Below are 25,960 nucleotides of genomic sequence, written 5' to 3'. Positions count from 1 at the left end.
CGCTTCCGTTGGGGCCGACGATCGCCGTTATTCCGCGGCTGAAGGGAAGTTCGGTGCGACGCGCGAAGGTTTTGAACCCCTGGATGCGCAGTGACTTTAAATGCACGGGCTATGAAGGGACGTGCATGGCTGGGCCATCGCGCCCATCAATGACGAATGCAGGGACCACGGCGCGGGTCACCCGGCTATTAGACCACGGTCCCGGCCGAGCGGGCAACCAGAAAATTCGCTAACGCTTGGCTTCGTGCGCGGCGACTGCCTCGAGGACCTCATCCGGTTGGGGCGGTTTGTCGAGTGCGCCGAGGGCGGCAAGCGCCTCCCGCGCGGCCATCTGCTCGGCAGCTCGCTTTGTTCGTCCCTCGCCAAGCCCCTTGATGGTGTCGCCGAATGTCACCTCGGCCGTGTACTCGCGCCGGTGGCCGGGGCCGGAGGCGGACACGATCTCATACTGGGGCGTGGTCAGGAACCTCTCCTGGGTGACCTCCTGCAACCGGCCCTTGTAGTTGTCGTCAGGCCAGGCCTGGACATCGATCAAGCTGCGGCTGAATAGACGGTACGCGGCACGGTAACCCTGGTCGAGGAAGATGGCCCCGATCACGGCCTCGAAGGTGTTAGCGAGGATCGACTGAAGTGACCGAGCGCCGGTCTTGTGCGCGCCCTTGCCCAGGAGCAGGTAATCGCCGAGGCTGAGGCGCGAAGCGAGTCGCGCCAGGCTCTTGGTGTTGACGACGGAGGCACGCAGCCGGGTCAGTTCGCCCTCGTCGGAGGTGGCGTAGGTGTGGTAAAGGTGCTCGGCCGCAATCAACTCGAGCACCGCATCCCCCAGGTACTCGAGACGCTCGTTGTCGGCGTCTCCCCGCTCCGGGTGCTCGTTGTTATAGGAACGATGCGTCAGGGCTTGCCGGAGCAGGGCAGCATCGTGAAAGCGCACACGGAGCGTGCGCTGAAGCTTCTGGATTGGGTCGTCGGTGGGGGTGGGCTCTAGTTCAGGTAGTGATTCCGAGCTTTTCTTGAACGTAGTCCCACGCGGCACCGACGGTCTGGATCTTTTCGGCGTCCTCGTCAGGTATCTCCATTCCGTATTCTTCCTCGAACGCCATGATCAGCTCGACCAGGTCGAGGGAATCCGCGTTGAGGTCGTCCACAAACGAGGCGTCGGGCGTGACCTGCTCGGGCTCCACTCCGAGCTGTTCGGCGATGATGCCCTTGAACTTCTCGTAACTGTTCGCGTCCATCCGACTCCCCTTTTGGCAGTGCGAGTGCGGTCAAATTCTAGTCGAAGCCCGGGCCCATCGTCCTAGATTGGCAGACCGCCGTCAATGCCTAAAACCTGGCCAGTGATATAGCCGGCCGCACGTGACGCCAGGAAGACAATCGCCGGGGCGACGTCCTCCGGGGTCCCGATCCGTGGGATCGCCGCCGCCTGGCGGGCGCGCTCCAGCAACTCGGCCGGCAGCCCGCTGGTGAGCTCGGTCGTAATGAAGCCGGGGGCGACGGCATTGACCGTGATGTTCCGGGAGCCCACCTCTTTGGCGAGCGACTTGGTCAGCCCGATCAAGCCGGCCTTGGACGCACTGTAGTTCGCCTGCCCGGCATTGCCGGCGACCCCGGCGAGCGACGACACGTTGACGATGCGGCCGTATTTCTGCTTGAGCATCGGCCGCAGCGCCACCTTGCTGGCGAGAAAGGCTGCTTTCAGGTTGGTCTGGATGACGATGTCCCAGTCCGCCTCGCTCATCCGCATGACGAGCGTATCCCGGGTCAACCCGGCATTGTTGACGAGCACGTCCAGCCGGCCCCAGCGCTTCACCACCGCCTCGACCGCCATCCCCGGGGCGGCGCTATCGGCGAAGTCAGCCTGCACCGCCATCGTTTCGTGACCCGCGTGCGAGAGCTCCTCGACCAGGGCGTCGGCCTCCGCCTTGCGGCTCTTGTACGTGATCGCCACGGTAGCCCCCGCTTCGCCAAACAGCAGCGCCGTGGCCCGACCGATTCCACGGCTCCCACCCGTCACGAGCACGACCTGGCCGCTAAAGCCGTCAGACATGGAGGGTCTCGAGCAGGCTGTTCATGCTGGTCAGGTCTTCGACATTGTGGACCACGGCACCCGGGATAATCTTCTTCACCAGCCCGGTGAGGGCTCGCCGGGGACCAACCTCAATGTAGGTGTCCGCGCCGAGCTGCTGCAAGCGCTGAATCGACTGCGTCCAACGGACCGGGCCGGTGAGCTGGCCGACCATGAGGCGGCGGACCTCCACCGGATCCTGATGAACCTCGGCGTCGGCATTGAAGACCTGGGGGCGACGCAACGCGCGAAGCGGGATCTTCTCCCACGCCGTGGCAAACACCCGGGCGGCCTGGGCCATCAGAGGCGAATGGAAGGCCCCGCTCACCGGCAACCGGACAAGGCGCTTTGCCCCCACCGCATCGAGCTGGGGGCTGACCGCCGCCAGGCCACGCTCGCTTCCGGAGATCACCACCTGGCCCGGCGCATTGTAGTTGGCGACGACCACCTCGCCCCCACTGGCCGCACAGATCTGCTCGACGGCGTTGTCCGGGATGCCGATCACGGCGATCATTCCGCTTGCCTTAGGGGCTGCTGCCGACATCGCCGCTCCGCGCGCGCGCACGGCCGTAAGCGCATCGAGAGGGTCGAGGGCATCAGCCGCGACCAGACCCGCGAACTCGCCCATGCTGTGGCCGGCCACCAGCGCCGGGCGGAGCCCCCTTGCCACCATCAGCCGGAGCAGCGCCACACTGTGAAAGAGGATGGCCGGCTGGGCATTTTCCGTCGCCTGCAGGTCGGCCTCCGGTCCATCCAGCATCAACCGGCCGAGCGGCATCCGCAGGCGCGCCTCAGCATCGTGGAGGAGGTCGGCGGACGCAGCGTCCCGCTCGAGCAGGTCGCGGGCCATCCCGACGAATTGGGCGCCCTGGCCTGGAAACAGGAAGGCGACTGTGATCGGAGAGACCTAGTCGGTCTTGATGACTTCGCGCCCGTCGTAGTAGCCGCAGTTACGACAGATCGCGTGCGGCCGCTTCGGCTGGTGGCACTGCGAGCACTCCACGAGCTGCAGGCGCTTTATCGCCAGGTGCGCGCGGCGCTCACCCTGGCGGGCATGGGCGTACCGAGTCTTTGGAAGAGCCATGAGCAGCCCATTATAAGGGGACCCCGTCGCTAACGGCCGCTAATCACCTCGACTTCCTTGGCTGGCCGGGGAGCCGGCGGCCGGAGCGCCTCGACCCCCTTCTTGACCGTGGCGACGGTCCGTAAGAGCTGGGCCTCGAGGGACTGCATGACGTCTGACGCATAGCGGTCGGCAGCCCGCCGGGTCTCCTCGGCCTTCGCCGACGCCTCCCTCAGCATCGCCTCGGCCTGCTTCTCGGCGCGCTTGACCAGGTCGTGCTGGCCGATCATAGTCTGGGCCCGTTCACCCGCCTTGCTCACCGTCCGGGCGGCCTCCGCTTGCGCCTCGGAAAGCAGACGCTGCTGTTCCTGTAGCGTCCAGCGGGCCTGTTTGATCTCATCGGGAAGGCTGAGCCGCAGGTCGTCGATGCAGGCCAGCACCTCTTCCTGGTCGACGACGACGGTGCGGGTCAGCGGGATCTGGCGGCTGTGGGCAATCACGTACTCGAGGCGATCGATGGCTTCATGGATGTTCATGCCTGTGCTCCCTTGGTGAGACGTTGCTTGAGCGGTCCGACGACGTTGGCTGGGACGAATTCTGAGATGTCGCCACCGAACTCGGCGAGCTCTTTGATCAGGCTGGAGCTGAGAAACAGGTGACGCAGGCTGGTAGGAATGAAGACCGTCGTAACGTCGGGCTCCAGCCGGCGGTTCATCAGCGCCATCTGGAACTCACTCTCGAAGTCTGACACGGCGCGAAGCCCGCGGACGATCACGCGTGCCCCGACCTGGCGCGCGAAGTCGATCGTGAGCCCCCGGAAGGTGCTGACCTCGACGCTCGGGCGTTCGCCCAGGCTCTCCCGGATCATGGTGACGCGCTCACCGCTCGTGAAGAGCGGGCGCTTGCTCGGATTTTCCAGCACGGCAATCACGACCCGGTCGAAGATGCGCGCCGCGCGGTCGACGATGTCGAGGTGGCCATGCGTCAGGGGATCGAAGCTGCCGGGATAGAGGGCGGTGATCATTGATACCTCAAGAACGTCAGGCGCGTGGTGCCGTAATCGCGGTCGCGAACATGCGTCAGGCGCTGCAGCGGCGGCACCGGTTGGCTGCGATGATGCTCGACCACCACCAACGCCTGGTCGCGCAAAAGGGCCCGGTCGAGGGCCTCGAGGGTGCTGGTCAAGCTCACCGCGTCGCGGTAGGGAGGATCGAGAAGCAGAAGGTTGTAGGTGGCGAGGTCGCCACCGTGCGACCTCAACCAGTCGATGGCATCGGCGCTTGCCACGTCGCCCTGCTGGGCGAAGCCGGTTGCGGTCAAATTCTCGGCGACGATCGTAGCACAGGATCGATCCCGCTCCACAAATGTCGCCCACGCCGCGCCGCGAGAGAGCGCCTCGATACCGAGGGTCCCGGCGCCGGCGAACAGATCGAGTACGCGTGCACCGCGTATGCTGTCGCCGATGATGTTGAACAAGGCCTCGCGGACCAGTGAGGTGGTCGGACGCGTGGAGCGCCCCGGCGGGGTCTTGAGCAGACGACCGCGGCTTGTCCCCGCGGTAACGCGCGTGGCCGGCCCGGGCATGTCATGAGTAAAGCAGGCCACACGGCCGGGCCCGTTCGCGCCGGCAAAGGAGCCACGGCATAGTCGTCGTCGACGCCCTGCTCGGCATCGTTCTGGTCCTCGTGCTGCCGCTCGCCGCCGGGATGACGGTCGGGCGCGTCCTGAGCATGCTGCGTCGACCTCCGCCCGCCACCCCACCACCCAAGGTCAGTCCAGAGCGAAAACCTGACGATACGCCGAAAGCTGGCGGCGGAGCGCCGGCTCGCCGTCCAGGGCCGGGTCGCGGTTCAAGAGGCGGACGGCCTCGCTCTGGGCGTCGCTGATCAACGCCACGTCCAGCAGGCTCGCCATCTTGAAGTCCTTGCCATGCTGCCGGTAACCAGCCAGGTCCCCCCAGCCCCGTAAGTCGAGGTCGATCTCGGCAAGGTCGAAGCCACTCTTGTTCGTGACGACGGCCTGCAGGCGTTTGAGGGACTGCGGATCCTCGGCATCCGTGAACAGCAGGCACCACGACTCCTCCGAGCCCCGTCCCACGCGACCGCGGAATTGATGCAGCTGCGCTAATCCGAATCGATCCGCCCCCTCGATCATCATGACGGTGGCATTCGGAATGTCGATGCCGACTTCCACCACGGAGGTGGACACCAGGATGGCGACGTCGCCCCGCTTGAAGGCTGACATCACCGCCTCCTTCTCGGCGGATTTGAGTCGCCCATGGAGCAGCGCGATGCGCGACGCGAGCTCGGGAAACACGTCGCGCTGCAATTTTTCCAGCTCCTGGGTCGCGGACCTCACGCCCAGCTTGTCGGACTCCTGGATGAGCGGGCAGATCACAAACACCTGGCGACCGGCGTTGACCTGCTGGCGGATGAAGTTGTACGCATCCGACCGCTTTTCGGGCGGGACGAGCCCAGTCTTGACGGGTCGCCGGCCCGGTGGCATCTCGTTGAGGATCGAGATGTCGAGGTCACCGAAGAGCGTCAGGCCGAGCGTGCGCGGGATGGGCGTAGCGGTCATCGACAAGAAATGCGGGGTGCGCTCGCCCTTCTGGCGGACGGCCAGCCTTTGACCGACCCCGAAGCGATGTTGCTCGTCGACAACGGTCAACGCCAGGTCCTTGAATTGCACGCCCTCCTCGATCAGCGCGTGGGTGCCGATCAGCACCTGCAGCTCCCCGTCGGCTAGCGACGCAAGCATCGGTTTTCGCGCTGAGGCCGGCGTGCTGCCGACGAGCAGTCCGACGTCGATCTGGAATGGCCCGAGGATCGATTGGACGACGTCCGCGTGCTGGCGAGCCAGGATCTCCGTCGGCGCCAGCAAGACGGACTGGAAGCCGGCGTGGGCGGCGTGATGCATCGCCATCGCCGCCACGACCGTCTTTCCCGAGCCCACATCACCCTCGAGCAGCCGGTTCATCGGCTGCGGGCGAGCGAGATCCTGCAGGATCTGCCAGGCGGCGACACGCTGCGCGTTGGTGAGCTTGAAGGGGAGCGCCTTGACGAAACCACGAGCGGTGGGCTCGTCGAATGGCACGACCGGGGCCCTCCGTGCCTGGCGGGCGCGCTTCGCCAGTTGGGCCGCGACCTGCAGCGCGAACATTTCCTCGAAGGCGAGACGCGCTTTGGCGTGGTCCAGCTGGGCTGCCGAAGCCGGGTAGTGGACCTGTCGCACCGCCTCTGCGCGTGGCATGAATTCGCGACGGGTCAGAAGGTCCGTGGGCAAGAACTCGTCGAGCTGGTCGGCCAGCCGGAGCACGGCCTGGATTTTGGGTCGCAGCCATTTCGAGGTCAGACCCTCGGTCTCCCGATAAATTGGGACCAGCCGCGCCGCGTGCTGCGGGCGAAGCGATACCTTCTCGTGATCCGGGTTCTTCATCACCAGCCCGCCGTTCAGGTCGGCCTCACCGGCGACGAAGATCTCATCGCCTTTCTGCAGGGTCTTGACCAGCCACGGCTGGTTGAACCACACCACGCGTAACGTCGTCCCCGAGTCATCGCCGAGGACCGCCTCCGTTAATGCCATCCGTTTGTATTTGGTTTGGCGAGCCCCGATGTCGTAAATCCGTCCGCGAACCGTGGTCTTCACTCCAGGCCGCACGAACGCGATCGGCGTGACGCTGGAAAAATCGTCATAGCGACGCGGGAAGAACAATAAAAGGTCGCGGATGGTTGCGATGCCGAGTCGTGCCAGCTTGGCCGCGGTCTTATCGCTGACACCGGGAAGGACGGAGACGGGATCGTCCACGGACGGGTCCCGCACCACGTGCAGCCGCGGCGCGGTCACGCGAGCAGGTAGGTGAAGCCGATCACGCCCGGACCGGTGTGCGTCCCGAGGACGGCACCGATCTCGGTGAGCAGGATGTCCAGGCCGGGATAACTCGCGGCCACCCGTTCGCGGAGCTGCTCCGCGTCTGCCTGCGCGGCACCATGCATGATGGCGAGCTGGCTGACATGGCCGTCCCGTTCGAGCAGCTCCACGAGCTTGTTCAACGCCTGCGGCCTCCCGCGGGCCCGCCCGATGGGGACGACCTCGCCGTCTTTCAGCTGGAGGATCGGCTTGACATTGAGCAGTGAGCCAAGCAAGGCCCGAGCCTTTCCGATCCGGCCCCCGCGCTCGAGGTAGGTCAGCGTGTCCACCACGCAGATGACACGAGCCTTGGGCACGAGCGCCCGCAGACACTCCGTGATGGTTGCCCGATCCCGGCCGGCCCTCGCCAGCCTGGCTCCTTCGAGCGCCATGAAACCAAGCGCCATCGAGGTGCTGAGTGAGTCGACGACCTCGATCGCCGGTTCATCGACCCCTTTGGCCGCCATCTGCGCCGAGTTGTAGGTCCCGGAGACCTTGCTGGAGAGGTGGACGGAAACGATTTCGTCGCCGTTCTCTCGAAGCGTCCGATAGGCCTCTTCGAAGACCCCGACGGATGGCTGCGAGGTGCGCGGCAACTGGGCCGAGGCTTTGAGCCGACGAAAGAACTCGTCGGCGGTCAGGTCCACATGGTCGCGGAAGACCTGGTCACCGAAGTGGACGTTGAGCGGCACCACGGTGATGCCGGCAGCCTGCTGTTGCTCCTTGGTCAGGTCCGCGGTGGAATCCGTAACGATCCGGACCACCCGTCGAGTATAGCCAGCGCTTCGTGGCAATCACGGCCAGGCAACGGCCGCGTTTCGTTAGGCTGCGCGCAGCAAAGCTTGGTAAATCTATAGGTGCGATGTCGCTCCCAGGACAAATCGCGCTGAGCTCACGCCTGCGCGCCGCCTTCGTGCCGGTCGCCTCCGCCTCGGTGTCGCCGCGCCCGTCACGCGACGTCCAGCTGAGCCAGGCCATCATACTGGGCGGACTGATCGGCTTCCAGGCGCTGGATTCTCTCACCACCCATCTGGGCCTCGCCCTCGAGCACGTGGAGCTCAACCATCTCATGGCCCCGCTCATCGCCACCCGCGGCGAACTGGTCGCCTACGCGGTCAAGGCAACGGCCCTGGCCGTCCTGCTGGCGATCTTGATGTTGATGCACCGGCGTAAGCCGCGCGTCTGGCAGGCCTACCTTGTCGCCGGCTGGCTGAGCGCCGCTGCCGTTGTCGCCAACGTCGTGCAGCTGATGCTCTAAGCGCTACCCGTGCAAGACCTCGCGCAGCTTGACCGCAAATTCCGCGGCATGGCTCTCGAAGCCGCCGTGGGCCCCGGGGAAGACGACGGCTTGCGTCCCGAGCCGCTTGGCCAGCCGCAATCCGCCCTCATGGGCCAGCTCGCCGCGCGATTTGTCGCCGACCGCGGCAACAATGCGGGTGGAGCCGGCCTCCAATGCAGCGAAGTCCGGGTCGTATGCAGCGATGGCGAGGAAGTAGTGCCCGAGCCAGAAATCCATGTTCCGCTTCATCTGCGCCATCGCTTCGCGCTGCTCCGGCGTCGGCTCGCCCTGCGGAGGCGGCGGCCCACCGCCGCGAATCCGGGTCTGCACCATGAACTTTTGCATCGCCGGCCCGATCCCCGCCGTCCGGTACGTTTCGACGATCTCGACCATCGCCGCCCGCTCGCGCGTCGGATCAGCCATCAGGGCAGGCGCCGGCGGTTCGTGTGAGACCAGCATACGAACCTGCTCCGGGTGGCGAGCGGCCAGCTCGAGCCCGATGACGGCGCCACCGCTACTGGCAAACACGCAGGCCGGCTCTTTCGCTGTCGCCGTCAGCAGCCGGTGGACGTCGTCGGCGAAGATCTCCACGATTCTCTCGTCTCGAACGGGCCCGTCGAGCGTGCTGTGCGATAGACCCCGTGGGTCATAAGTCACCACGGTGTAAGCCGGTGCGAGCTGCTCGGCGATATGACGGAAGTTCCCCGCGTCCGCTGGGCCCCCCGGCATCATGAGCAGCACCGGACCCGATCCGCGTACCTCGTAATAGAGATTCGCACCAGACACGGCTAAACGTTCCGCTGTCATCGGCACACTCGATTTCATGCAACCTCCTCCTACGCGCGTTATCTCGTTGGACCGGTGGCCCAGCCAAAACTCATCGCAAAGGCTGGCGGATCAGCCGTTACTCGACGGCCACGATATATGGATAGAGGACCTGCTCGCCGGATTGCAGCTCGACCGACGCTTTGGGGAACTGTTTCGCCACTGAATTGACAAGGACCTCCCGCTCGGCCTCCGCGGCATCGGCGCCGGCGTAGATCGTCACCGTCCCAACCTTGGCCCGCTCGATGCGGTCGAGGACCGCCTGCACCACCTTCTCCGGGGAATCGCCGGCGACCACGATGCGATCGTTGAGCAGCCCGATGACATCGTTTTCCGCGATCTTCAAGCCGTCTACCTCGCTCGCTCGGACGGCGCGGGTCACCTCGATCGTCTGGACCTGGCTCAGCGCGTGCGACATGGCGCTGGCGTTGGCCTCCAGGTCGGCGCTGAAGTCGAAGGCGAATAGGGCGGCGATGCCCTGTGGCAGGCTGCGTGATGGCACCACCCGAACTCGCTTGCGGCTGAGCTCGGCGACCTGCTGTGCCGTCATGACCACGTTGCCATTGTTGGGAAGCAGCAGGACGTCATCGGACGGCACCGATTCGACCGCCGCCAGGATGTCCTCGGTGGAGGGGTTGACCGTCTGGCCCCCGCCGACGACGGAGTCAACCCCCAGGCTCTCGAGGATGCGGCGAAAGCCGTCGCCGCTCGCCACCGCCACCAGCGCCAGGTGTTTGGTGCTGACCGGCCGGCGGACGCCCTCGCCCTGGAGCCGGTGGTGTTGCGATGACATGTCGTCGACCTTGAGCCGACTGAGGCGTCCAATCCCGCTGGCGTAACCGATGACGACCGCCGGCTCCTGAGTGTGGACGTGAACCTTGATGGCCGAGTCGTCGCCAACGACCAGGGCCGATTCGCCATGCCGCTGGATCTCGCTGCGGACCTCGTCGATGGCCAGCTTGTCGCCGTTGATGATGAACTCGGTGCAGTACCCCCAGCCGGTCGTCGGCGCCTCGACGCGCCTCGGCCGGGCGTGCTGTGTGGCCGGCCGCTCGAAGCTCTGCAGGGCCTCGCCGCTCATCCGCTTGAGAAAGCCCTCCAGGATGAGCTGGAGGCCGAATCCCCCGGCGTCGATCACACCGGCCTGCTTCAGGATGGGCAGCTGCTCGGGCGTCCGCTCCACCGCGGCGGCGGCCGCGGCGCAGGTGGCACGAACGACTTCGGTCAGGTCGCTGGTTTCCGCGGCCTTCGCTTCCGCTCCGGCGGCGGCTTCTCGGGCCACCGTCAGCATGGTGCCCTCGGTGGGCTTGATGACGGCCCGGTAGGCGACGTCCGCCCCATGGCGAAAGGCCTTCGCCAGCCCTTTCGCGTCGACCGCCGGCGTGGTGCCGATGCCGACGCAGAAACCCCGCAAAATCTGCGAGAGGATCACCCCGGAGTTCCCGCGGGCACCCATGAGCGCCCCGTGCGCCGCCCGCCTGGCCATGCGCGAGAGGTCGGCGTCGTCGACGTCGCGAATGTCTTCGACGGCCGATTGCAAGGTGAGGAGCATGTTGGTGCCCGTATCCCCGTCCGGGACGGGAAAGACGTTGAGGGCGTCCACCTCGTCCCGGTTGACCGTCAACCAGGCCAGCGAGCCGAGCAGGGCCTCTTTGAACAGACGTCCGTCGCATTCGGTGATGGGCACGGTCGCGGCGCCGGTCAGGCTTGGGATTTCAGCTGCCGCCGCTCCCGCTGACGTGGATTCCCTGGACATTGACGTTGACTTCCACGACCGGAAGGCCAAGGGTGCGCTCCACCGAATAGCGGACCGCGTTCGAAAGGTTGTTGGCCACCTCCGAGACCCGGGTTCCGTACTCGACGATGACGTACAGGGAGACGGCGATCCCGTCATCGCGGACCTCGACCTCGACGCCCCGGTGCAGTTTGTCGCGGTGCAGCCGTTCGGCCAAACCGTCGCGCAAACCGCGGGCGGCCATGGCCACAACGCCGTAGCAGCCCGCCGCCGCGTGCCCGGCAATGGTGGCGACGACATGGCGTGACACCTCGATCCGCCCGAGGTCTCTGGATTGGATCAGCGTCCTCGGCGGCTTCCCGGTGCGTTGCGGGTTGGCCTTCGTCTTAGAGTCCATCGTGTGCTACTATGTGACGCTGATTTCGCCTCAATCATACGCGATGGTCATCGAGGCGCCAAAGCAAACCAATTCCATGGCACAACGCTGCGCGATCTGCGGTAAGGGGCCCCAATACGGGCATCACGTGAGCCACTCGAAGGTGCACACGAAGCGCCGCTTCATGCCCAATTTGCACAAGGCCCGGGTCACGATCGACGGCCGTCCCCAGACGGCCCTGGTCTGCACCCGCTGCCTTCGCACCCAGGCCAAGTCGGCCTAGTCCACCCTTGCGGCGCCGGCGCTCGCCGGTTTTGACCGACGATCGAGTTGCAGTGATTGCCACGATGCAAAAACCGCCGCAGCTCCTCCCGACGAAGCTCGAGGATGGCCAAGCGCCCGGTATCAAATACCGCATCGACGGCGAGCTTGTCCCGGTGCTGCATACCTGGCTCGACGGGACCCTGCCGGTCTACTTCGAGCATCATGTCGTGCTCTGGAAGGACCCAGCGCTGAACATCGGCATTCGCGCCATGAAAGGCGCCTTCAAGCGGATGGTCGCCGGCATGCCGATCTTTCTCACGGAGGCGCATGGCCCGGGTGAGATCGCCTTCTCGCGTGACGGCGCCGGCCATCTCTTCCCCCTCCACCTGATGCCTGGAACCGCGGTGCTCGTTCGGGAACACCAGTTCCTGGCGGCAACCGGAAATCTCGATTACACCTTCAACCGGGTGAAGGGCGTGAGCAACATGCTCTTAGGCTCAACAGGATTCTTCGTCGATCGCTTCAGCGCCAGCCACCAGGAAGGTGTCCTCTGGCTGCACGGCTACGGCAACGTTTTCCAGAAGGACCTGGCCCAGAACGAGCAGATCGACATCGAACCAGGTGGCTGGGTCTACCGCGATGAAAGCGTCCGCATGGACGTTCAGATGTTCGGGTTGAAAACCGGCATCTTCGGCGGCGGTGGGAACATGGTCTGGAATCGCTTCACTGGCCCGGGGAGGGTCGGCATCCAGTCGATGTATCTCCACATGCCCACCAGCGAGTAGCGGTCCCCTTAGCGCAACTCCTGGATTGCGGTTTTCATCCCCTGGGGGTGACTGAAGACGAAGCTCCCTGCCACCAGGACGGTGGCTCCGTTCGCGGCGCACGACGGGCCCGTCCCGGCATTCACGCCGCCGTCGATTTCGATGTCCAGCTTGGGGTTGAGCCGGTCACGTAGAGCGCGCGCCGCCTTGATCCGTTCCAGGCTGCCGTCGATGAATTTCTGGCCGCCCCATCCGGGGTTGACGCACATCATGACGAGCAGGTCGGCGTTTTTGAGGACCGGTTCGACGAGCACCAGCGGACTACCGGGGTTGAGGCACACGCCCGCCCGCAGGCCGGCCTTGCGGATACTCTCCAGCACGCGGTGGATGTGCCGCGTCGCCTCCACGTGGACCGATAGCGTCGTCGCGCCCGCATCGCGAAATGCTTCGATGGTGCGCTCCGGATTCTCGATCATCAGGTGGACGTCAAAGGGCAGTTTGGCGTAACGCCGGCAGTGCTCGACCGTGCGCGGCCCCATCGTGATCGGGGGGACGAAATGCCCGTCCATCACATCGAAGTGCACCCAATCGGCGCCGGCCTGCTCCAGGGCGGCGACTTCCTCGCCCAGCCGGCTGAAGTCGGCCGATAGAAGCGAGGGCGAGACCAGCACTAGCCGACGGTCGGAATGGCGATGGTCACGGGAGCGTCGAAGTGGTGATAGTTGATTTCGATGTGCGCGGTCGCGTGGATGCTCGTTCCGGCGGGCACGCCACTACTCGATCCACTCGGCGCGCCGACCGCACCCATCAACTGGTTGAGGTCGACCGTGTAGTCGGCATCCGTAGTGACGCGCCGCACCAGGTGGTCATCCTTCCCAAACCAGACCTCGACCGTCATCGTCCCGCTATTCAGGACCTGCTCGATAGCCGCCTTGGCCTGCGGGTTCTTCACTGTGGCTGCGTCGAAACTGGCGAGCAGCTTGTCTTTATCGGGTATCAGCCGGTAGTGGTGCACCTTGGTGCCGTCGGCCATCGTCGTATCGCCCAGGTCCTTGATCGATTTCACGTTCTTCAGGAGCTGCGCATAGGAGAGCGGGTCAGGCTGACTTAGCTGCCCGGTCATGGCGCTCGATTGCGCGGAGCTCTCCCATTTCTGCGTGATCGGGTTCCTTACATACGCCTGGCCGTTGGCGACCACGACTTCGGTCGTAATCGATAGGCCGGCCAGCTTGGCGTTGATGGTCGCGTGATATCGGTCGGGGAACTGGGCCTCGCCGTTGCCGGTCATGTCCAGCGCGACCGAGCCGGCGCCGCTCCCGCCGTGGCCGAACATCTGGCCCAGCTGGGCCGGAAACGTCATCTTGACGTTGCCCACGAGGTCAAACTTCGCCGCCTTCAGCTGGCCGGCCCGCTGCGCCGCGGCCGACAACGCCTGCGCCGGGGTTTCCGGCTTGGCCAGCGGCGAGGCGCAGGCGGCCAGCGCCACCATCATCAGCAGGCCGAGGACAAGGCGTTTCACGGGGCGTCTTGAGTATATCGGCGCCGAAACGCCTTCCCTTCGTCCCGGAGCAAGACCCTGCTACGAGGGTGCGACAGACGGCACGGTCACCGTGACGGGCGCGTTGAAATCGTGGTAGTTGATCGTGGCATGGACCACCGTATGCACGGTGGCGCCCGCCGGTATTGGGAAGCCCGGCGGGAGTTGCTGGCCCGACGCCGCCATGACCTTGCCCAGGTCGATCGTGGCATCGGTGTCGTTCTTCATCTGGTGCAGCAGGTGATCGTCCTTACCGATCCAGACCTCGAGTTGGATGGTGCCGCTTTGCAGCATCGAGAGGACGAGGTCTTTAGCTTGCTGCGTGGAGGCCTGGTCGGCCAGCTTGTTCTTGTCCGGCACGATCTGGTAGTGATGCACCGCGCTGCCATTCAGCGTCGTGTCCCCCAGGTCCTTTATCGATTGGGCGGTTTTCAGGACGGCGGCGCTCGACAGCGGATCCGCCTGGTTCGTGAATTGACCGAACGACGCGGCGCTCGCCGGTTGCGTCCAGCTGCCGCTTGTTGGGTCTTTGATGTAGATCTTGCCGCCAGCAAGAACCATGTCGGTGCTGACGCTGATCCCGCCGCTTTTCACCTGGAGCGACATGGAGGCCGTGTCAGGGAACTTGGCATCCCCCTTACCGCTCATGTCGATGCTGAAGTTCGAAAGCGAGGCCCCCGCAGCGCCGAGCTGGTCGGTGAATGAGGCCGGGAATTGCTCGAGGATGGTGGCCGTCACATCGAACTTCGCCGAATGCAACTGGCTCATCTTGTCGCTCGCCGTGCTGACAACCTGCTGCGGTGTCTCGGATACCTGAGCGACCGCCCCGCAAGCCGAGAGCACCACCATCGCGCAGGTGGCCGCAAGCATGCGCCTCATCAATTCTGAGTATATGCGGCGGCGATCCAAGCCGGTAAGTCGGCAAGGCGCTCGATCACATGGGTCGGGGCGATTCCGGGGATCGCGATCGCTCCCGGATGGCGCAGCCAGACCGCCGGGATGCCGGCGTTCAGCGCGCCAGCCACGTCGGTGTCCAGTCGATCCCCCACCATCAGGGTCTGGTCCAGGGAGACCCCCAGGCGGCGGGCCCCCTCGGCGTAGATGGCGGGATCGGGCTTGGCCTTTCCAAAGTCCCGCGAGGTGACCAGGGCATCGATCAGGCGGCGGATCCCCGCCTTTTCGAGGACATCCGCCAGTTCAGCATCGCCCGAGCCGACGGTGTTGGAGATGACACCCAGCCGGTAAAGCGGCTTGAGCGCGGTCAGCACCTCGAGCGCATCCGGAATCCGGATGAGCGCCATCTCCCACAGGTGCTTACCCGGCTCCTCAACGAGCAGCGTGTTGCCGGCGTCGAAGAAGATCCCCTGAAGGGGCATCAGGCGGGCGACGGCATCGGCTGCGGCTGGCGGGCACGAAGCTGGCCGCAGGCGGCATCGATATCGAGCCCTCGCGTGGCGCGGATGGTGGTCGAAATGCCAGCGGCCTGCAGGATGGCTTGGAACGCCTGGGCCCGCGTCTTCGAGGGCGGCGCCAGCGGGCTGCCGTCGATCGGGTTCATCGGGATCAGGTTGATGTGGCTGAGATGGCGACCGACGACGCTAGCCAGCCGGCCGGCCTGCTCGGGACCGTCATTGACGCCCTGCAGCAGGACATATTCGTAGCTCGTGCGCCGGCCGGTTCGGTCCGCATGGGCCCTTGCCGCGCCGACGATGGCCGCGATCGGGTATTTGCGGTTCACCGGGATCATGCTGCTGCGCAACGCATCGTCTGGTGCGTGCAGCGAGATCGCCAGGTTGACCGGCAGCCCCTCGGCACTCAGCCGCTCGATGAACGGTACCAGCCCGATTGTCGATACCGTGACGCGCCGCGGACTGAAGTTGAGGGTGTCGGGGCGGGCCCAGCGCCGAATGGCGCCCACGACCGCGCCGTAATTGTTCAACGGCTCCCCCATCCCCATGAAGACGACGTTCGTCAGCGAGCGCTGCGTCTCGCCCAGGTCGCGGCTGGCATGGAGGAACTGGTCGACGATCTCGGCTTCGCTGAGGTTTCGATCGAAGCCGGATTGGCCGGTCGCGCAAAAGCTGCATCCGATCGGGCACCCCACCTGCGAGCTGACGCAGATCGTGGTGCGCGCCCGCGACCGCTCGGTGGCCTCGTAGTGCATCACGACGGTCTCGATGGTCCGCGCGTCGGCCAGTTTGAATAGATACTTGACCGTCTGACCGCGATCCGCAGCGCGCTTCAGCTGCGGCGCGACGGTGCTGAACGCGAATGACCCTTCGAGCTGGCGACGCGCCGACGGCGGCAAGGTTCGCATGGCATCGAAGGACGGGGCGAGCCGCTGCCAGAACCACTGCCGGGCCTGCTCGGCCCGATAGGGTGCCTCGCCGCCCGCGGTCAGCTGGGAGAGGACCTCGGCTGGGTCGGCGGTCGCGAACGGCGCGTACTCAGTCGCGACGGCCGTTTCCGAACAAGAGGGAGACGTAGGGCAGCACGGTCAGCACCGCACCGAATTCTACCGAGCGGCACCGAGCGCGAGCCGCGCATTCGTCGATGAACTGAGGCTGACTTGTACCGATTTTTTCACGCAGCGTGAAAGGTTCCCGCGTGGGGGTTCGTTTCACCCTCATCGGGGCACTCCCCGAAACCATGATCGAAGAGCCACAGCGACTCACCATGTCGGATGTGTTCAGCCTTTTCGGCCGCCACGCGGAGGACACCCGCTGGGTTGCTTCGGCGGATTCGCAAGAATACCTGGCCGTTGTCCTTTACCTGGTACAGCGGAACAACGCACGCTGACGCTAGCGTCGCGTCTCGATTTGTGATAGCATCTCTGTTAAGTTAACTACTGGTTAGGTATCAAGATGTCCGAAAAGCTGACTCTGACCGAACTCTTTGCCCTCTTCGGGCGGACCACCGACGAGACCCGTTGGGTTGGCTCCGCCGATTCCGAAGAATACCTGGCGGTCGTCACCTACCTTGTCCAGCGCTCGGGCGCCCGCTAGCTCCATCTTGGGAACCGCTAGCCGCGAACGCGGGTGACGCGGGCCATGACGAAGTAGCCACGATCGGGCCACGACCCGTCTGAAAGCACGGGGCCGTTGCGTTATAGGGTCATACTCGGGCTACGGTCATCGGTCCTGAGGGAAACAGCAACAATGATCACTCTGCTCGCGGCGCGGATCCGGATGCGACTGGGCTGGCAGGACAGTGAGAACGGCCAGGCCCTGATCGAGTATTCCCTGATCATGGTGCTCGTGGTCTGCGTCATCCTGGTGACCCTGATCGTGCTTGGCAACCAGGTCAAGAACACCTACTGCAACATCGCCGGCGCCGTCGTCGGCGCCTAGGGCTGCGTCACCGCTACCGCCGGATTTCCCATGACCACCGCGCCCGGTGCGACGTCAGCGGCAACCAGTGCCCCCCAGCGAACCACCGCCCCCTCCCCCACCGACACGCCCTTGAGGATGGTCGACTTCCCCTGGATCCAGGCGTTGCGTCCGATGCGGATCGGGCGCCGGGTCACCGGTTCGCTGCCCTGGCGACGCTCCCGCCCGACGGCGTGAAAGTCGGTGTCCACCAGCAGGCAGGGACCGAGGATGGCGTCGTCGTCCACGACGATCGCGCTGGCCGACATCAGGCCGGCGCCATCGATTTCCACGCGGTCTCCGATGTCGATTCGCGCGTCCGCGCCGAAGGTGAGCAGCGCGCTATGGCCGGACGTATTCCGGACCTGCACGTCTCGACCGAAGCTGACGCGGCCGGGGCCCCGGATGCGCAGCCGCCAGGGGGCGGTGAAGCCAGGCCCGAAGGTGTGGCGGCGATAACGCAGGCGCAGGTACAGGGTGCTGAGGCTCACGTTGGTAGAGGCTCTGCCCGGGAAGGGAGTTGAACCCTTACAAGCTTGCGCTCACAGCCCCCTCAAAGCTGCGTGTCTACCAATTCCACCACCCGGGCGAGGGCGAATGCGATTTTAACCCGATCAGCCGGTTTCCATGGGCCGAGCGACCGATTCAGCGCGGCGACGCCGGCCCTAGGCTGCTCTTACGGGGCGCGAGAGGCACCGCTCGCGCCCTTTCTCGCCCACGGCTTAAGGGCCGCCACGAGCTTGTAACAAGCGCCGTAATCCTGCCTGTCTATGGTGGGATCCAGTCCCCAACCGCGTCCCGGCTGATGTGACCCTGACGCGACAAGAGTCATCACATCGTAAAGAGGAATCGTAAGGAAATGAATGACGAGGGCCATATATCTTTGCCGGCTCTCCAGTCGGACCTGAGCCAGCAACCGCAGGTCCAAATCCATGGCGGCCGGTCCGCAGCGCGACGCGCGATGGCGGCCGGAAGAGAGGGGTTAAATATCGTCAACCGCTACCGGATTCTGATCGTCGACGACGATGCCATGGCGCGCGAGATCCTCAAGCGGATCCTCGAGCACGCGGGCTACGAGGTCATGACCGCGGGCAGCGGCCCCGAGGCACTGCGCAAACTCCACGAAGGCATCCCCCATCTGGTCGTCGTCGACCTGATGATGCCGGAGATGGACGGCTTCGAACTCTGCCGACGGATCAAGAGTCACCTCGACGTCCCGATCGTCATCCTCAGTGCCGTCGCGGCCATCGAGAGCAAGGTCGAAGGCCTGCAGATGTACGCCGAGGACTACATCGTCAAGCCGTTCGAAAAGGAAGAGCTCGTCGCGCGAGTGCAGCGCGTGCTTCGCCGCTACGGCGAATCCGCCGGTGTCGAGCAACCCGAAGTCGTCATCGACCAGGAGCTCCAGATCAACTTCGTGCAGCACTGGGCGCGGGTCAAGGGCCAGCAGGTGACCCTGACGCCGACCGAGTCCAAGCTGCTCTTCCTCCTCGTCCGGAATGCCGGACGCGTGGTGACCAACGAGACGCTACTGGCCAAGGCCTGGGCGGGCGACGAGGAAGCCTACGAGGAAGGGCTGCGGGTGCACATCTCGCGGCTGCGCAGCAAGATCGAGGCGAACCCCAGCAAGCCGGTCTACATCCAGACGAAGCGCGGCGTCGGATACCGCTTCAGCGCCAAGGTCAACTACCCCGCGGGGCAAGAACCGATGGCGCTGGCAGGATGAGCATGCGCACCCTGGTCCTCGGCCTGCTGGTCTTCATCCTCTCCTTCCCGCTCCTCATGCACTAGAGCAAGGCTGTGAGCGCGTGGTCGGCCAGATGAGCCGGTCCGTTTGCCGAAAATGTTGGACCTGGCACGGGAGCGGCGCGACGCTATGCCCGCGGTGTGGGGCTCCACTCGTGTCCGGGACCGCGCCCGAGACGTCCGGCACCCCGAATCCACCCGGCGCGGTCGTCACATCCCGGCGGGCCCAGCCGGGCGCAACGCCCACTGCGCCCGCAGCAGCCACGCGCCCGTCAACGTCGGCGGGCGCGGCGAGTCGGTCACTTCAGCCGAATGACGTCGACCACGATCGCGGGCTCCGCGGCGCTGGTCACCGAGTGCCGGACGCCGGCGGTCAGTGTCGAGTTTATCACGGTCAACCACGGGAACCTCACGGACATGATCGCGTTGAGCGCCGCGTCCAGCCAGTTCGATCACCTGCGCGACACGTCGCTGCAAGCCTTGCTCGACTCCTAGCGCTGGAACTAGACCACTAGACTCGTCCGCGTGACGCACGCCCTCGGACTTGGCTTCACCGTCTTCACGGTCATCTTCCTGCTGGAGCTTCCCGACAAGACGGCGCTCGCCGCCCTGCTGCTCGCGACCCGGCATCGGCCACTCCCCATCTTCTTCGGGGCAGCCGCCGCGTTCGTCGTCCAGAGCGCCGTGGCCGTCCTGGCCGGCTCACTGTTCAGCCTCCTTCCGCGTGAACCAATACGCATTGGCGCCGGGCTGCTGTTCCTGGTGATGGCGGCGCTGCTCGTTCGGCGCAACCTCCGCAAGGTGGAGGCGGCTGAGGAGCAATCGGTCGAGCACGAAGAGGCAAGGCACCGCCGGCCGTTCGTCACCGCCTTCACCGTGGTCTTCATCGCGGAGTGGGGTGATCTGACGCAGCTGGCGACTGCGGCGCTCCAGGCGCGCTATCAGCAGCCGCTGGTCGTCTTTGTCGCCGCCACGCTGGCGCTCTGGGCCGTCTCGGCCATTGCCGTCGGACTCGGAAATCGACTGGGCGCCTGGGTCCCGGCGCGCCCACTCCAGTTCGCCGCGGCCGGCGTCATGGTGCTCGTCGCGATCGCGCTGATCAGCGGCGTGCTCGGTTAGCCGGTCCGTCAGGCCGCGGTCGTGAGGTCGATCGCCTCGGGCACGGCCCGCTGCGGGATGGTGAAGGTGAAGTTGCTGCCCTGGCCGGGCGTGCTCTTTACCCAGATCCGTCCGCCATGCATCTCTACCAGCCGGCGAGAGATCGCGAGACCCAGGCCGGTGCCCTGATACTTCCCACTGATGCCGCTCTGGCCTTGCTGAAAGCTCTCGAAGATTCGCTCGGCATCTTCCGGCGGGACCCCGATGCCGGTATCGCGGACGCTGATCACCAGCTCCGCTCCCTGGCGTTCGGCCGTAACGCGCACGCCGCCCGTCTCCGTGAATTTGATGGCGTTGCCCAGCAAGTTCAGCAGGACCTGCTTGAGCTTTGGTCCATCGGCAAAGACGCGCCCGACCTCGGCGGAAACGCTGGCGGTCAGCTCGAGCTTCTTGTTCTTGGCCAGCGACCGCACGCTCTCGACGCACTCCGAAATCAGCGGCTCGACCTCGACCTCGCCGCGGTTGAGCTGCGCCTTGCCCGCCTCGAGCTTGGAGATGTCCAGCAGGTCGTTGATGAGGATCAGGAGATGCTGTCCATTCTGGGCGATGATGTCCACATCCTGGCGCTGGTCGCGCGTCAAGATACCGCCGTCGCCTTCGAGCAGCAGCTGCGAGAAGCCGAGGATCGAGTTCAGCGGCGTTCGCAGCTCGTGGCTCATGTTGGCGAGGAACTCGGACTTGTGCTGGTTCGCGCGTTCAAGCTCCGCGTTGACGGCCCCTAGTCGCGCCGTCTGCTCGGTCGCGAGGTGGAAGAGGTGCGCCTCCTGGATGGCGGTCGCGGCGTGCTGCGCAAAGAGCGTGAGCAGCTCGATCGTGTTGCGGTCCAGCGACCGCCGATGATAGATGGCGAGCACGCCCAACAACTGGTCGCCGACCACCATGGGGAAGCCGGCGAACGCCTGGATGCCTTCCTCCGACATCCAGGGATTGAGCGCGAGTTGCCGGTGGTTCGCCCGATCGTTGGTCACGATCGGCACGCGCAGCTCGGCCACCTGGCCGATCTCGCCCATGCCGCGCTCAACCCGTCCCGGGACCGGGGGTGCGTTTCGCGTCGTGTGATGGCTGGCCCGTCGCCACAGGGCGCCGTCACTCGGCTCCAGCAGCCAGATCTGCGCCGCGGCAAACCCGAGGTTGCCGGTGAGCGCGGTGGCCATGATGTCGAGCAACTCCGGGTCAAAAAGCTTCTGATTCATCTGGTCGATCGAGCGGTTGAGCAACTCGAGCCGGCGGGCACGCTTCTCCGTCTCCTCGAACAGGCGGACGTTGCGAAGCGCGACAGCCAGCTGCTGGGCAAGCACCTCGAGGGCCTCCTCTTCCCAGCGGGTGAGTCGTCGCGGGTCTTCCCGCGTCTGCAGATGGAGCACGCCCGAGACCTTGCCTTCCAACAGCACTGGGGTACCGAACACCCAGGCGTAGCCGGCGGTATTGAGCGCCGCCAGGTCGAACAGCGGCGTCTCGCCGAGCGCGACGAGACGGCGCTCCCGGACGACCCGGCCCACGATCCCGTCGCCGGCCGAGATGGTCGTGCCTTCAACGGCTTCCGGAAGCTGAACCGCTGCCCGGAGCGTAAAGACCCCGCGCTCTTCGTCGAGCAAGACGATCGCCCCCGAGTCCATCTGCAGAATCTCCAGGCCACAGCGAATGACCGTGTAGAGCATTCGCGATACATCGAGCTGGCCGACCAGCTCGCCGAGCACGTTGCGCAGCTGCTCGGTTTGATCGAGCCGCCGCCGGGTCCCGCGGATCTCACTGTTCATCGCCCGGACCACGGCGCCCAGGCCGGTGATAACGGCGACCGTGGGGATCGCGCGCAGGACCGAGTCGCGCACCGAGACGGCGAGGCCGAGATCGCTGGTCTGGAACAGGATGATGCCGGTAGCGAAGAACAGGCTGGTCCCGATCCCGCCCCAAAGGTCGAACCGAAAGACCGCTTCGGCGGCGACCAGAGCATAGAGAAGGTAGGGAAGGCTGGAGGACGGGCTCGCGAACAAGAGGATCCAGCCGGTGACGACCAGGTGATCGAGGGCCAGAAGGAGGACGGCCATCGGCCGAGCGAAGCGCGGGACGGCCTTCTTTTGCATCGCCAGCATCGCCACCCAGTTGTAGGCCGCCAGCAGCCCGGCGAGCAGGACGGTGACCGGCACCGAGGCCGAATGCAACCAGAAGAGCAGGCCGAGGGGGATCGCCAGTGCGGCGAACCGGAGTCGGACGAACTGGCGGTCGAGGGCAGTCATGCGAGCCCTCGCGTCCTATGCGGCCTGGTTGGTTTGAAGGTTGTTGATCATCTCCAGGAAGCGGTCTTTGCCGAAGTCCCCCTTCTGGATGATCGACTGGATGTTCCCCTGCAGACGCTCCCGGTCCTCGCTGCTGATGTTTTTCGCCGTATAGATAAGGATGGGGATCTTGCTGGCTTCCGGGTCCTCGCGAAGCTTGGAGACGACCTCGAAGCCGTCGACGTCGGGCATCATCAGGTCGAGGATGATCATGTCGGGCTTCTTCTTGAGCGCCAGCTCCAGGCCCGCCTTGCCACCGTCGGCGACCATGACTTCCATGTTGAACGGTTTGAGCATGGCCTTGACCAGACGGATGTTCTGCGGATCGTCGTCGACGATCAGGATCGATGAGGGCGTCTTCTTGCCCTTCTTGCCGTCTGCCAGCAGGTCGAACTTGACCATCATCTGGAGCAGCTGCTGGCGGTCGATGGGCTTGGTGAGGAAGTCGGCCTGGCCGATGTCGAAGGGCAGCGATTCCTTGTTGACCTTGGAGGTCAGCACGATGGGGATATCCTTCGTCTTCGACTCGCGGCGCAGGTCGTAGACCAGGCCGCTGCCACCGTTGGGCGGGAGCTGGGTATCGATCAGCACGGCCAGCGGCTGGAGCTGCACCGCCTTGCGCAATGCCTCCTGCGCGCTGGCGGCAATAACCACCTCGTAGCCGGCATGGCTGAGGAAGGGCTCGATGCGCTCCTTCACCGCCGGGTCGTTGTCGGCGACCAGGATCACGGGTGCCTTCGTACCGGCCCCGACGGGCGGCATCATTTGGACCGGCCGCTCCTGGATGCCGGCCTCCTGCTTGGCGAACTCGATCAGCTCGCGGATGTGCTCCACCAGCCGCTTGCCGCTCTCGTTGATGTGGGCGACAAACTCGCGCCGCTCTTCGGGCGTCGTCTTGTTCGCCTTTTCGTCGAGCAGGATCTCGGAGAAGCCGATGATGGCGTTGAGTGGCGAGTTGAGGTCATGGCTCTGGTCGTAGATGACGCGGAACTTGGCCTCGAAGTCGCGTTTCGCCTGGCTCAGCGCCGGCGCCGCGTCCTTGTTCTTTCCGCTGGCGGTCAACTCCACCTTGAGACCCTCCAGCTGCGCCTGCATGGCGCGCTTCTCCGCCTCGTAACGGGCCAGGACCTGGCTCGTCGGCGGGGTGCTGCCGGCGGCTTTGCGGGCCTCGTCGAGCTGCGCCTTGAGTGAGGCCTTTTCTCGCTGCCACGCCTGGTCCAGCTCCTTGGCCTCGACCGCACGCTGGCTGTGCAGCTCGTTCGTCTGCGACATCATGTCGGAGAGCTGTGCCTGGATCCGCTCCAGGTCGACCTTGAGCTGGTTCTTTTCGGCGGTGAGCCGCTGCTCGCGGCTGGTCCATTCCTCAGCCTTGCGGCCGGTCTCCCCGGCAAGGTCGGCGTGCAGGGCCTTGATCTTTTCGTAGTCCCGCTGCGTCGCGGCCAACCTGGCCGACGCTTCGGCGACCTGCTTCTTGAGCGTGGATTTCTCCTCCGCGAACGACGCCTCGCGGCTCTGCCAGTCCTTCTCGAGCGCCTTGACCTTGGTCAGCAGCGCCGAGCGCTCGTCACTGAGACGCTGGAATTCCGCCTCGGCCTTATCCAGATCGGCGCCCTTCTTGCGGGCTTCTTCCAACTGGCTCTGCAGCAACTTGCGATCGGCTTTGAACTGCGACTCGGCGGCCTGCGATCCCTGCTCCAACCGGGCGACATCCGCGATCAGCCGCTGCCGCTCTGCCTGCCATTTGTCGCGGGCGGCCTTGAGCGGCTCGATCTCGGTCTGAGCAGCCTTCAATTGCTGTTGCATTTGAGTGGTGAGATCCTGCAGCCGCGCCTTTTCCTCGGTGAGCGCGGCCCTGGCTTTCTGCCACTCCTGCTCTAGCTGCGCCTGCTTGGCGACGGCGTTGTCGCGATCCTTCAGTAAGGTCTCGCGATCCACGGCCCATTGGAGCTGGGACGACTGCAGGCTGTTGAGGTCGTCCTCCGCGATCTTGAGGTCGGCCACCAACTTCTTCTGGTCGCCCTCGTACTTCTGGGCAAGCTGCATCCGCTCCTGTTCGAGCTGCCGGAGCTGGCCGCGGCGCTCCTCGTCACGGGTCTTGGCGCGGGCGACGTCGTCCTTCAGACGGGCGAGCTCGACCTGGGCCCGGTCGTGGCTCTGCTGGAGATCCTGGTGCCCCTGCTTCAGTGACTCATGCTGGTCGAGCAGCGCCTGGCGCTCCTTGGCGCGCTCGTCGTCACGGCTCTTGGCACGCGCGAGGTCATCCTTGAGGCGACCGAGTTCCGTCTGGGTCCGCTCGTGGCTCTGCTGCAACGCGCCGTGGCCTTTCTTGAGCGATTCATGCTGCTCGAGGAGCGCCTGCCGGTCCATCGCCCACTGCAGCTGGGCGTTCTGCAGATCGTCGAGCTCCTGCTGCTTGGCGTCGAGCTGTCCTTTGACCAGCTCCAGCTCTTTCGCGTTGTCGGCGAGCTGGGCACCCATGTCATCCTGCAGCGTCTGGAGATGCGCGACGAACTCCTGGTTCTGCTGCAGAATGTCGGCGAAGGATTTAGCCTTGGGCGCCTCGGGGCTCATCAGGCGGCTTTCCGTCCCTGTTGCATGTAGCGCTCGACCGCGGACCGCATGGCGTCGAGGTGGGCGCTCATGGCGCCCAGCTGGTCGACGCGCTCCTGTTCCAGCTGCTTGAGCTCCTCGGCCCGGTCGGATTCCCGTTCGATCGATTGGCGAAGCTCACGCTCCAGACGCGCAATCTCCGCCTGGGCCATCTCGTAGGCATTTTTCGTGTCGAGGAGTTCCTTCTTGCGGGCGTCGTCTTCGTCGATCAGGCCCTGGAGATTCTTGAACAGCTCCTGGTTGAGCTGCAGGATCTCCGGGTACGACCGGCTGGCCGTGGGTGTGGTCGTTGGGGTCGGCTCGCTCGCCTTGTTGGTCGGCTTTCCTGACTGTTCGCTCATTACGCGGTCTTCAGCCGCCCCTGCTGCAGGTAGCGGCTGACCTCCCCGGGTAGGCCTTGCGGATCAACGGGCTTCGGAATGTAGCCGTCGCACCCGGCGCCGAGGATCTTCTCGCGGTCCCCGGCCATGGCGTGCGCGGTCAGGGCGACGACGACGACGCCGGCCATCCGGGGATCGGATCGTATTTTGCGAGTGACCGCCAGCCCATCCTCTCCCGGAAGCTGGATGTCCATCAGGACGATGTCCGGCAGCTCGCGGGTCATTTCGGCAAGGCACTCGGCGCCGCTGCCGGCCTTTCGCACGGTAAAGCCCTTTTTTTCCAGCAGGAACTGGGCCAACCGCAGGTTGACCGGGTTATCTTCGACGATCAAAACCTTGCCGGCGGTCACGCCCTGTCCTCCTTCGCCTCTGAACGATGTCCAGGCCCTTGATGGCGTGCAAGACGGCATCGGGCTCGGAGAGGCCAGAGGGTATAACGGCGCTCCACGCCGTCGCTGGCACCCTCGGTGAAACTTCACCCAGGGCCAGCAACGCGGGCTGGCCGGGCAGGCCCCGGAGCCCCAGCACCCACTCTGGCTCGGGGGGCGCCAGCACGACCACGTCGGGAGCGGCCGCGCGGGCCTTTTCCAGCGCTTCCTGCAGCCCGG

Annotated in this window: 34 protein-coding genes and 1 tRNA gene; 9 read left to right on the top strand and 26 right to left on the bottom strand. The window is 65.4% G+C overall.

Annotated features, from left to right (window positions below; all coding sequences use genetic code 11):
- The 11 genes from VHK65_07930 to VHK65_07880 all read right to left on the bottom strand — a co-directional run.
- A partial coding sequence (locus VHK65_07930; protein ID HVS06082.1) for an AAA family ATPase occupies positions 1–106 on the bottom strand: 106 nt, incomplete at its 3' end.
- 123 nt (positions 107–229) lie between these two features.
- A complete protein-coding gene (gene rnc, locus VHK65_07925; protein ID HVS06081.1) occupies positions 230–958 on the bottom strand; it encodes a ribonuclease III in 729 nt (242 codons plus the stop codon).
- 28 nt (positions 959–986) lie between these two features.
- Positions 987–1,235: an acyl carrier protein gene (acpP, locus tag VHK65_07920; GenBank protein HVS06080.1), complete on the bottom strand. Its 249-nt coding sequence runs from the start codon at positions 1,233–1,235 to the stop codon at positions 987–989.
- A gap of 62 nt (positions 1,236–1,297) precedes the next feature.
- Positions 1,298–2,047 carry a 3-oxoacyl-[acyl-carrier-protein] reductase gene (fabG, locus tag VHK65_07915; GenBank protein ID HVS06079.1) on the bottom strand — a complete coding sequence of 250 codons (750 nt, stop codon included), beginning with the start codon at positions 2,045–2,047 and terminating at the stop codon, positions 1,298–1,300.
- The gene (locus VHK65_07910) at positions 2,040–2,948 is read right to left on the bottom strand and encodes an ACP S-malonyltransferase (protein HVS06078.1); all 909 of its coding nucleotides are present in this window, start codon (positions 2,946–2,948) and stop codon (positions 2,040–2,042) included. Before VHK65_07910 ends, fabG begins: the two co-directional genes overlap by 8 nt.
- A gap of 24 nt (positions 2,949–2,972) precedes the next feature.
- Positions 2,973–3,149, bottom strand: coding sequence for a 50S ribosomal protein L32 (gene rpmF, locus VHK65_07905; GenBank protein ID HVS06077.1), 177 nt, complete (start codon positions 3,147–3,149; stop codon positions 2,973–2,975).
- Between the two features lie 29 nt (positions 3,150–3,178).
- Positions 3,179–3,664 carry a hypothetical protein gene (locus VHK65_07900; GenBank protein ID HVS06076.1) on the bottom strand — a complete coding sequence of 162 codons (486 nt, stop codon included), beginning with the start codon at positions 3,662–3,664 and terminating at the stop codon, positions 3,179–3,181.
- Positions 3,661–4,152: a pantetheine-phosphate adenylyltransferase gene (gene coaD, locus VHK65_07895; GenBank protein ID HVS06075.1), complete on the bottom strand. Its 492-nt coding sequence runs from the start codon at positions 4,150–4,152 to the stop codon at positions 3,661–3,663. The genes VHK65_07900 and coaD overlap by 4 nt, the downstream gene beginning before the upstream one ends.
- Positions 4,149–4,712, bottom strand: coding sequence for a 16S rRNA (guanine(966)-N(2))-methyltransferase RsmD (gene rsmD, locus VHK65_07890; GenBank protein HVS06074.1), 564 nt, complete (start codon positions 4,710–4,712; stop codon positions 4,149–4,151). Before rsmD ends, coaD begins: the two co-directional genes overlap by 4 nt.
- 186 nt (positions 4,713–4,898) lie before the next feature.
- On the bottom strand, positions 4,899–6,974 hold the full coding sequence (gene recG / locus VHK65_07885; GenBank protein ID HVS06073.1) for an ATP-dependent DNA helicase RecG: 2,076 nt from the start codon (positions 6,972–6,974) through the stop codon (positions 4,899–4,901).
- Positions 6,971–7,801, bottom strand: coding sequence for a DegV family protein (locus VHK65_07880; GenBank protein HVS06072.1), 831 nt, complete (start codon positions 7,799–7,801; stop codon positions 6,971–6,973). Before VHK65_07880 ends, recG begins: the two co-directional genes overlap by 4 nt.
- Before the next feature lie 98 nt (positions 7,802–7,899).
- Between VHK65_07880 and VHK65_07875 the strand changes: the two genes are divergently transcribed.
- The gene (locus VHK65_07875; protein ID HVS06071.1) at positions 7,900–8,295 is read left to right on the top strand and encodes a DUF5658 family protein; all 396 of its coding nucleotides are present in this window, start codon (positions 7,900–7,902) and stop codon (positions 8,293–8,295) included.
- A gap of 3 nt (positions 8,296–8,298) precedes the next feature.
- On the opposite strand, the gene VHK65_07870 is transcribed toward VHK65_07875, so the two are convergent.
- The 3 genes from VHK65_07870 to VHK65_07860 all read right to left on the bottom strand — a co-directional run bounded on the left by VHK65_07870 (position 8,299) and on the right by VHK65_07860 (position 11,273).
- Complete coding sequence (locus VHK65_07870; GenBank protein ID HVS06070.1) at positions 8,299–9,141, bottom strand: alpha/beta hydrolase; 843 nt, start codon at positions 9,139–9,141, stop codon at positions 8,299–8,301.
- 79 nt (positions 9,142–9,220) lie between these two features.
- Complete coding sequence (locus tag VHK65_07865) at positions 9,221–10,828, bottom strand: DAK2 domain-containing protein (protein ID HVS06069.1); 1,608 nt, start codon at positions 10,826–10,828, stop codon at positions 9,221–9,223.
- Positions 10,829–10,856: 28 nt separating this feature from the next.
- Complete coding sequence (locus VHK65_07860) at positions 10,857–11,273, bottom strand: Asp23/Gls24 family envelope stress response protein (protein HVS06068.1); 417 nt, start codon at positions 11,271–11,273, stop codon at positions 10,857–10,859.
- A gap of 76 nt (positions 11,274–11,349) precedes the next feature.
- Here VHK65_07860 and rpmB point away from each other — a divergent pair, with 76 nt between their 5' ends.
- On the top strand, positions 11,350–11,535 hold the full coding sequence (rpmB, locus tag VHK65_07855) for a 50S ribosomal protein L28 (GenBank protein HVS06067.1): 186 nt from the start codon (positions 11,350–11,352) through the stop codon (positions 11,533–11,535).
- 64 nt (positions 11,536–11,599) lie between these two features.
- Complete coding sequence (locus VHK65_07850) at positions 11,600–12,301, top strand: AIM24 family protein (GenBank protein HVS06066.1); 702 nt, start codon at positions 11,600–11,602, stop codon at positions 12,299–12,301.
- Between the two features lie 8 nt (positions 12,302–12,309).
- On the opposite strand, the gene rpe is transcribed toward VHK65_07850, so the two are convergent.
- From rpe to rlmN, 5 genes are read right to left on the bottom strand one after another with little or no spacing between them, the layout of a single operon-like run.
- Positions 12,310–12,951, bottom strand: coding sequence for a ribulose-phosphate 3-epimerase (gene rpe, locus VHK65_07845; GenBank protein ID HVS06065.1), 642 nt, complete (start codon positions 12,949–12,951; stop codon positions 12,310–12,312).
- Positions 12,951–13,799 carry a hypothetical protein gene (locus tag VHK65_07840; GenBank protein HVS06064.1) on the bottom strand — a complete coding sequence of 283 codons (849 nt, stop codon included), beginning with the start codon at positions 13,797–13,799 and terminating at the stop codon, positions 12,951–12,953. Before VHK65_07840 ends, rpe begins: the two co-directional genes overlap by 1 nt.
- 60 nt (positions 13,800–13,859) lie before the next feature.
- Positions 13,860–14,696 carry an LppX_LprAFG lipoprotein gene (locus VHK65_07835; GenBank protein ID HVS06063.1) on the bottom strand — a complete coding sequence of 279 codons (837 nt, stop codon included), beginning with the start codon at positions 14,694–14,696 and terminating at the stop codon, positions 13,860–13,862.
- Positions 14,696–15,193 (bottom strand): HAD-IA family hydrolase, encoded by a 498-nt coding sequence (locus VHK65_07830; GenBank protein HVS06062.1) that lies wholly within the window; start codon positions 15,191–15,193, stop codon positions 14,696–14,698. Before VHK65_07830 ends, VHK65_07835 begins: the two co-directional genes overlap by 1 nt.
- On the bottom strand, positions 15,193–16,218 hold the full coding sequence (gene rlmN / locus VHK65_07825) for a 23S rRNA (adenine(2503)-C(2))-methyltransferase RlmN (GenBank protein ID HVS06061.1): 1,026 nt from the start codon (positions 16,216–16,218) through the stop codon (positions 15,193–15,195). The genes VHK65_07830 and rlmN overlap by 1 nt, the downstream gene beginning before the upstream one ends.
- A 191-nt stretch (positions 16,219–16,409) precedes the next feature.
- Here rlmN and VHK65_07820 point away from each other — a divergent pair, with 191 nt between their 5' ends.
- The 3 genes from VHK65_07820 to VHK65_07810 all read left to right on the top strand — a co-directional run bounded on the left by VHK65_07820 (position 16,410) and on the right by VHK65_07810 (position 17,167).
- Entirely contained in the window at positions 16,410–16,616 is a 207-nt protein-coding gene (locus VHK65_07820) for a hypothetical protein (protein HVS06060.1), read from the top strand.
- 65 nt (positions 16,617–16,681) lie between these two features.
- The gene (locus VHK65_07815; protein HVS06059.1) at positions 16,682–16,822 is read left to right on the top strand and encodes a hypothetical protein; all 141 of its coding nucleotides are present in this window, start codon (positions 16,682–16,684) and stop codon (positions 16,820–16,822) included.
- A 153-nt stretch (positions 16,823–16,975) separates the two neighbouring features.
- Positions 16,976–17,167: a Flp family type IVb pilin gene (locus VHK65_07810; protein HVS06058.1), complete on the top strand. Its 192-nt coding sequence runs from the start codon at positions 16,976–16,978 to the stop codon at positions 17,165–17,167.
- Here VHK65_07810 and VHK65_07805 read toward each other — a convergent pair.
- Complete coding sequence (locus VHK65_07805) at positions 17,164–17,676, bottom strand: acyltransferase (protein ID HVS06057.1); 513 nt, start codon at positions 17,674–17,676, stop codon at positions 17,164–17,166. The genes VHK65_07810 and VHK65_07805 overlap by 4 nt on opposite strands.
- 14 nt (positions 17,677–17,690) lie before the next feature.
- Positions 17,691–17,774 (bottom strand) — tRNA-Leu (locus tag VHK65_07800).
- 372 nt (positions 17,775–18,146) lie between these two features.
- Here VHK65_07800 and VHK65_07795 point away from each other — a divergent pair.
- The 3 genes from VHK65_07795 to VHK65_07785 all read left to right on the top strand — a co-directional run bounded on the left by VHK65_07795 (position 18,147) and on the right by VHK65_07785 (position 20,050).
- On the top strand, positions 18,147–18,911 hold the full coding sequence (locus tag VHK65_07795) for a response regulator transcription factor (GenBank protein HVS06056.1): 765 nt from the start codon (positions 18,147–18,149) through the stop codon (positions 18,909–18,911).
- 332 nt (positions 18,912–19,243) lie between these two features.
- On the top strand, positions 19,244–19,426 hold the full coding sequence (locus VHK65_07790; GenBank protein HVS06055.1) for a hypothetical protein: 183 nt from the start codon (positions 19,244–19,246) through the stop codon (positions 19,424–19,426).
- Between the two features lie 30 nt (positions 19,427–19,456).
- Entirely contained in the window at positions 19,457–20,050 is a 594-nt protein-coding gene (locus VHK65_07785) for a TMEM165/GDT1 family protein (protein ID HVS06054.1), read from the top strand.
- Between the two features lie 8 nt (positions 20,051–20,058).
- On the opposite strand, the gene VHK65_07780 is transcribed toward VHK65_07785, so the two are convergent.
- The 5 genes from VHK65_07780 to VHK65_07760 all read right to left on the bottom strand — a co-directional run.
- Positions 20,059–22,323 (bottom strand): GAF domain-containing sensor histidine kinase, encoded by a 2,265-nt coding sequence (locus VHK65_07780; GenBank protein HVS06053.1) that lies wholly within the window; start codon positions 22,321–22,323, stop codon positions 20,059–20,061.
- A gap of 15 nt (positions 22,324–22,338) precedes the next feature.
- The gene (locus VHK65_07775) at positions 22,339–24,933 is read right to left on the bottom strand and encodes a response regulator (protein ID HVS06052.1); all 2,595 of its coding nucleotides are present in this window, start codon (positions 24,931–24,933) and stop codon (positions 22,339–22,341) included.
- Entirely contained in the window at positions 24,933–25,313 is a 381-nt protein-coding gene (locus VHK65_07770; protein ID HVS06051.1) for a hypothetical protein, read from the bottom strand. Before VHK65_07770 ends, VHK65_07775 begins: the two co-directional genes overlap by 1 nt.
- On the bottom strand, positions 25,313–25,702 hold the full coding sequence (locus tag VHK65_07765; protein ID HVS06050.1) for a response regulator: 390 nt from the start codon (positions 25,700–25,702) through the stop codon (positions 25,313–25,315). The genes VHK65_07770 and VHK65_07765 overlap by 1 nt, the downstream gene beginning before the upstream one ends.
- A partial coding sequence (locus VHK65_07760; protein ID HVS06049.1) for a hypothetical protein occupies positions 25,668–25,960 on the bottom strand: 293 nt, incomplete at its 5' end. The genes VHK65_07765 and VHK65_07760, both read right to left, overlap by 35 nt.

It is taken from the genome of Candidatus Dormiibacterota bacterium (genome assembly GCA_035544955.1).
GTDB lineage: Bacteria > Chloroflexota > Dormibacteria > CF-121 > CF-121 > CF-13.
This window is presented reverse-complemented; position numbering and strand designations above follow the sequence as displayed.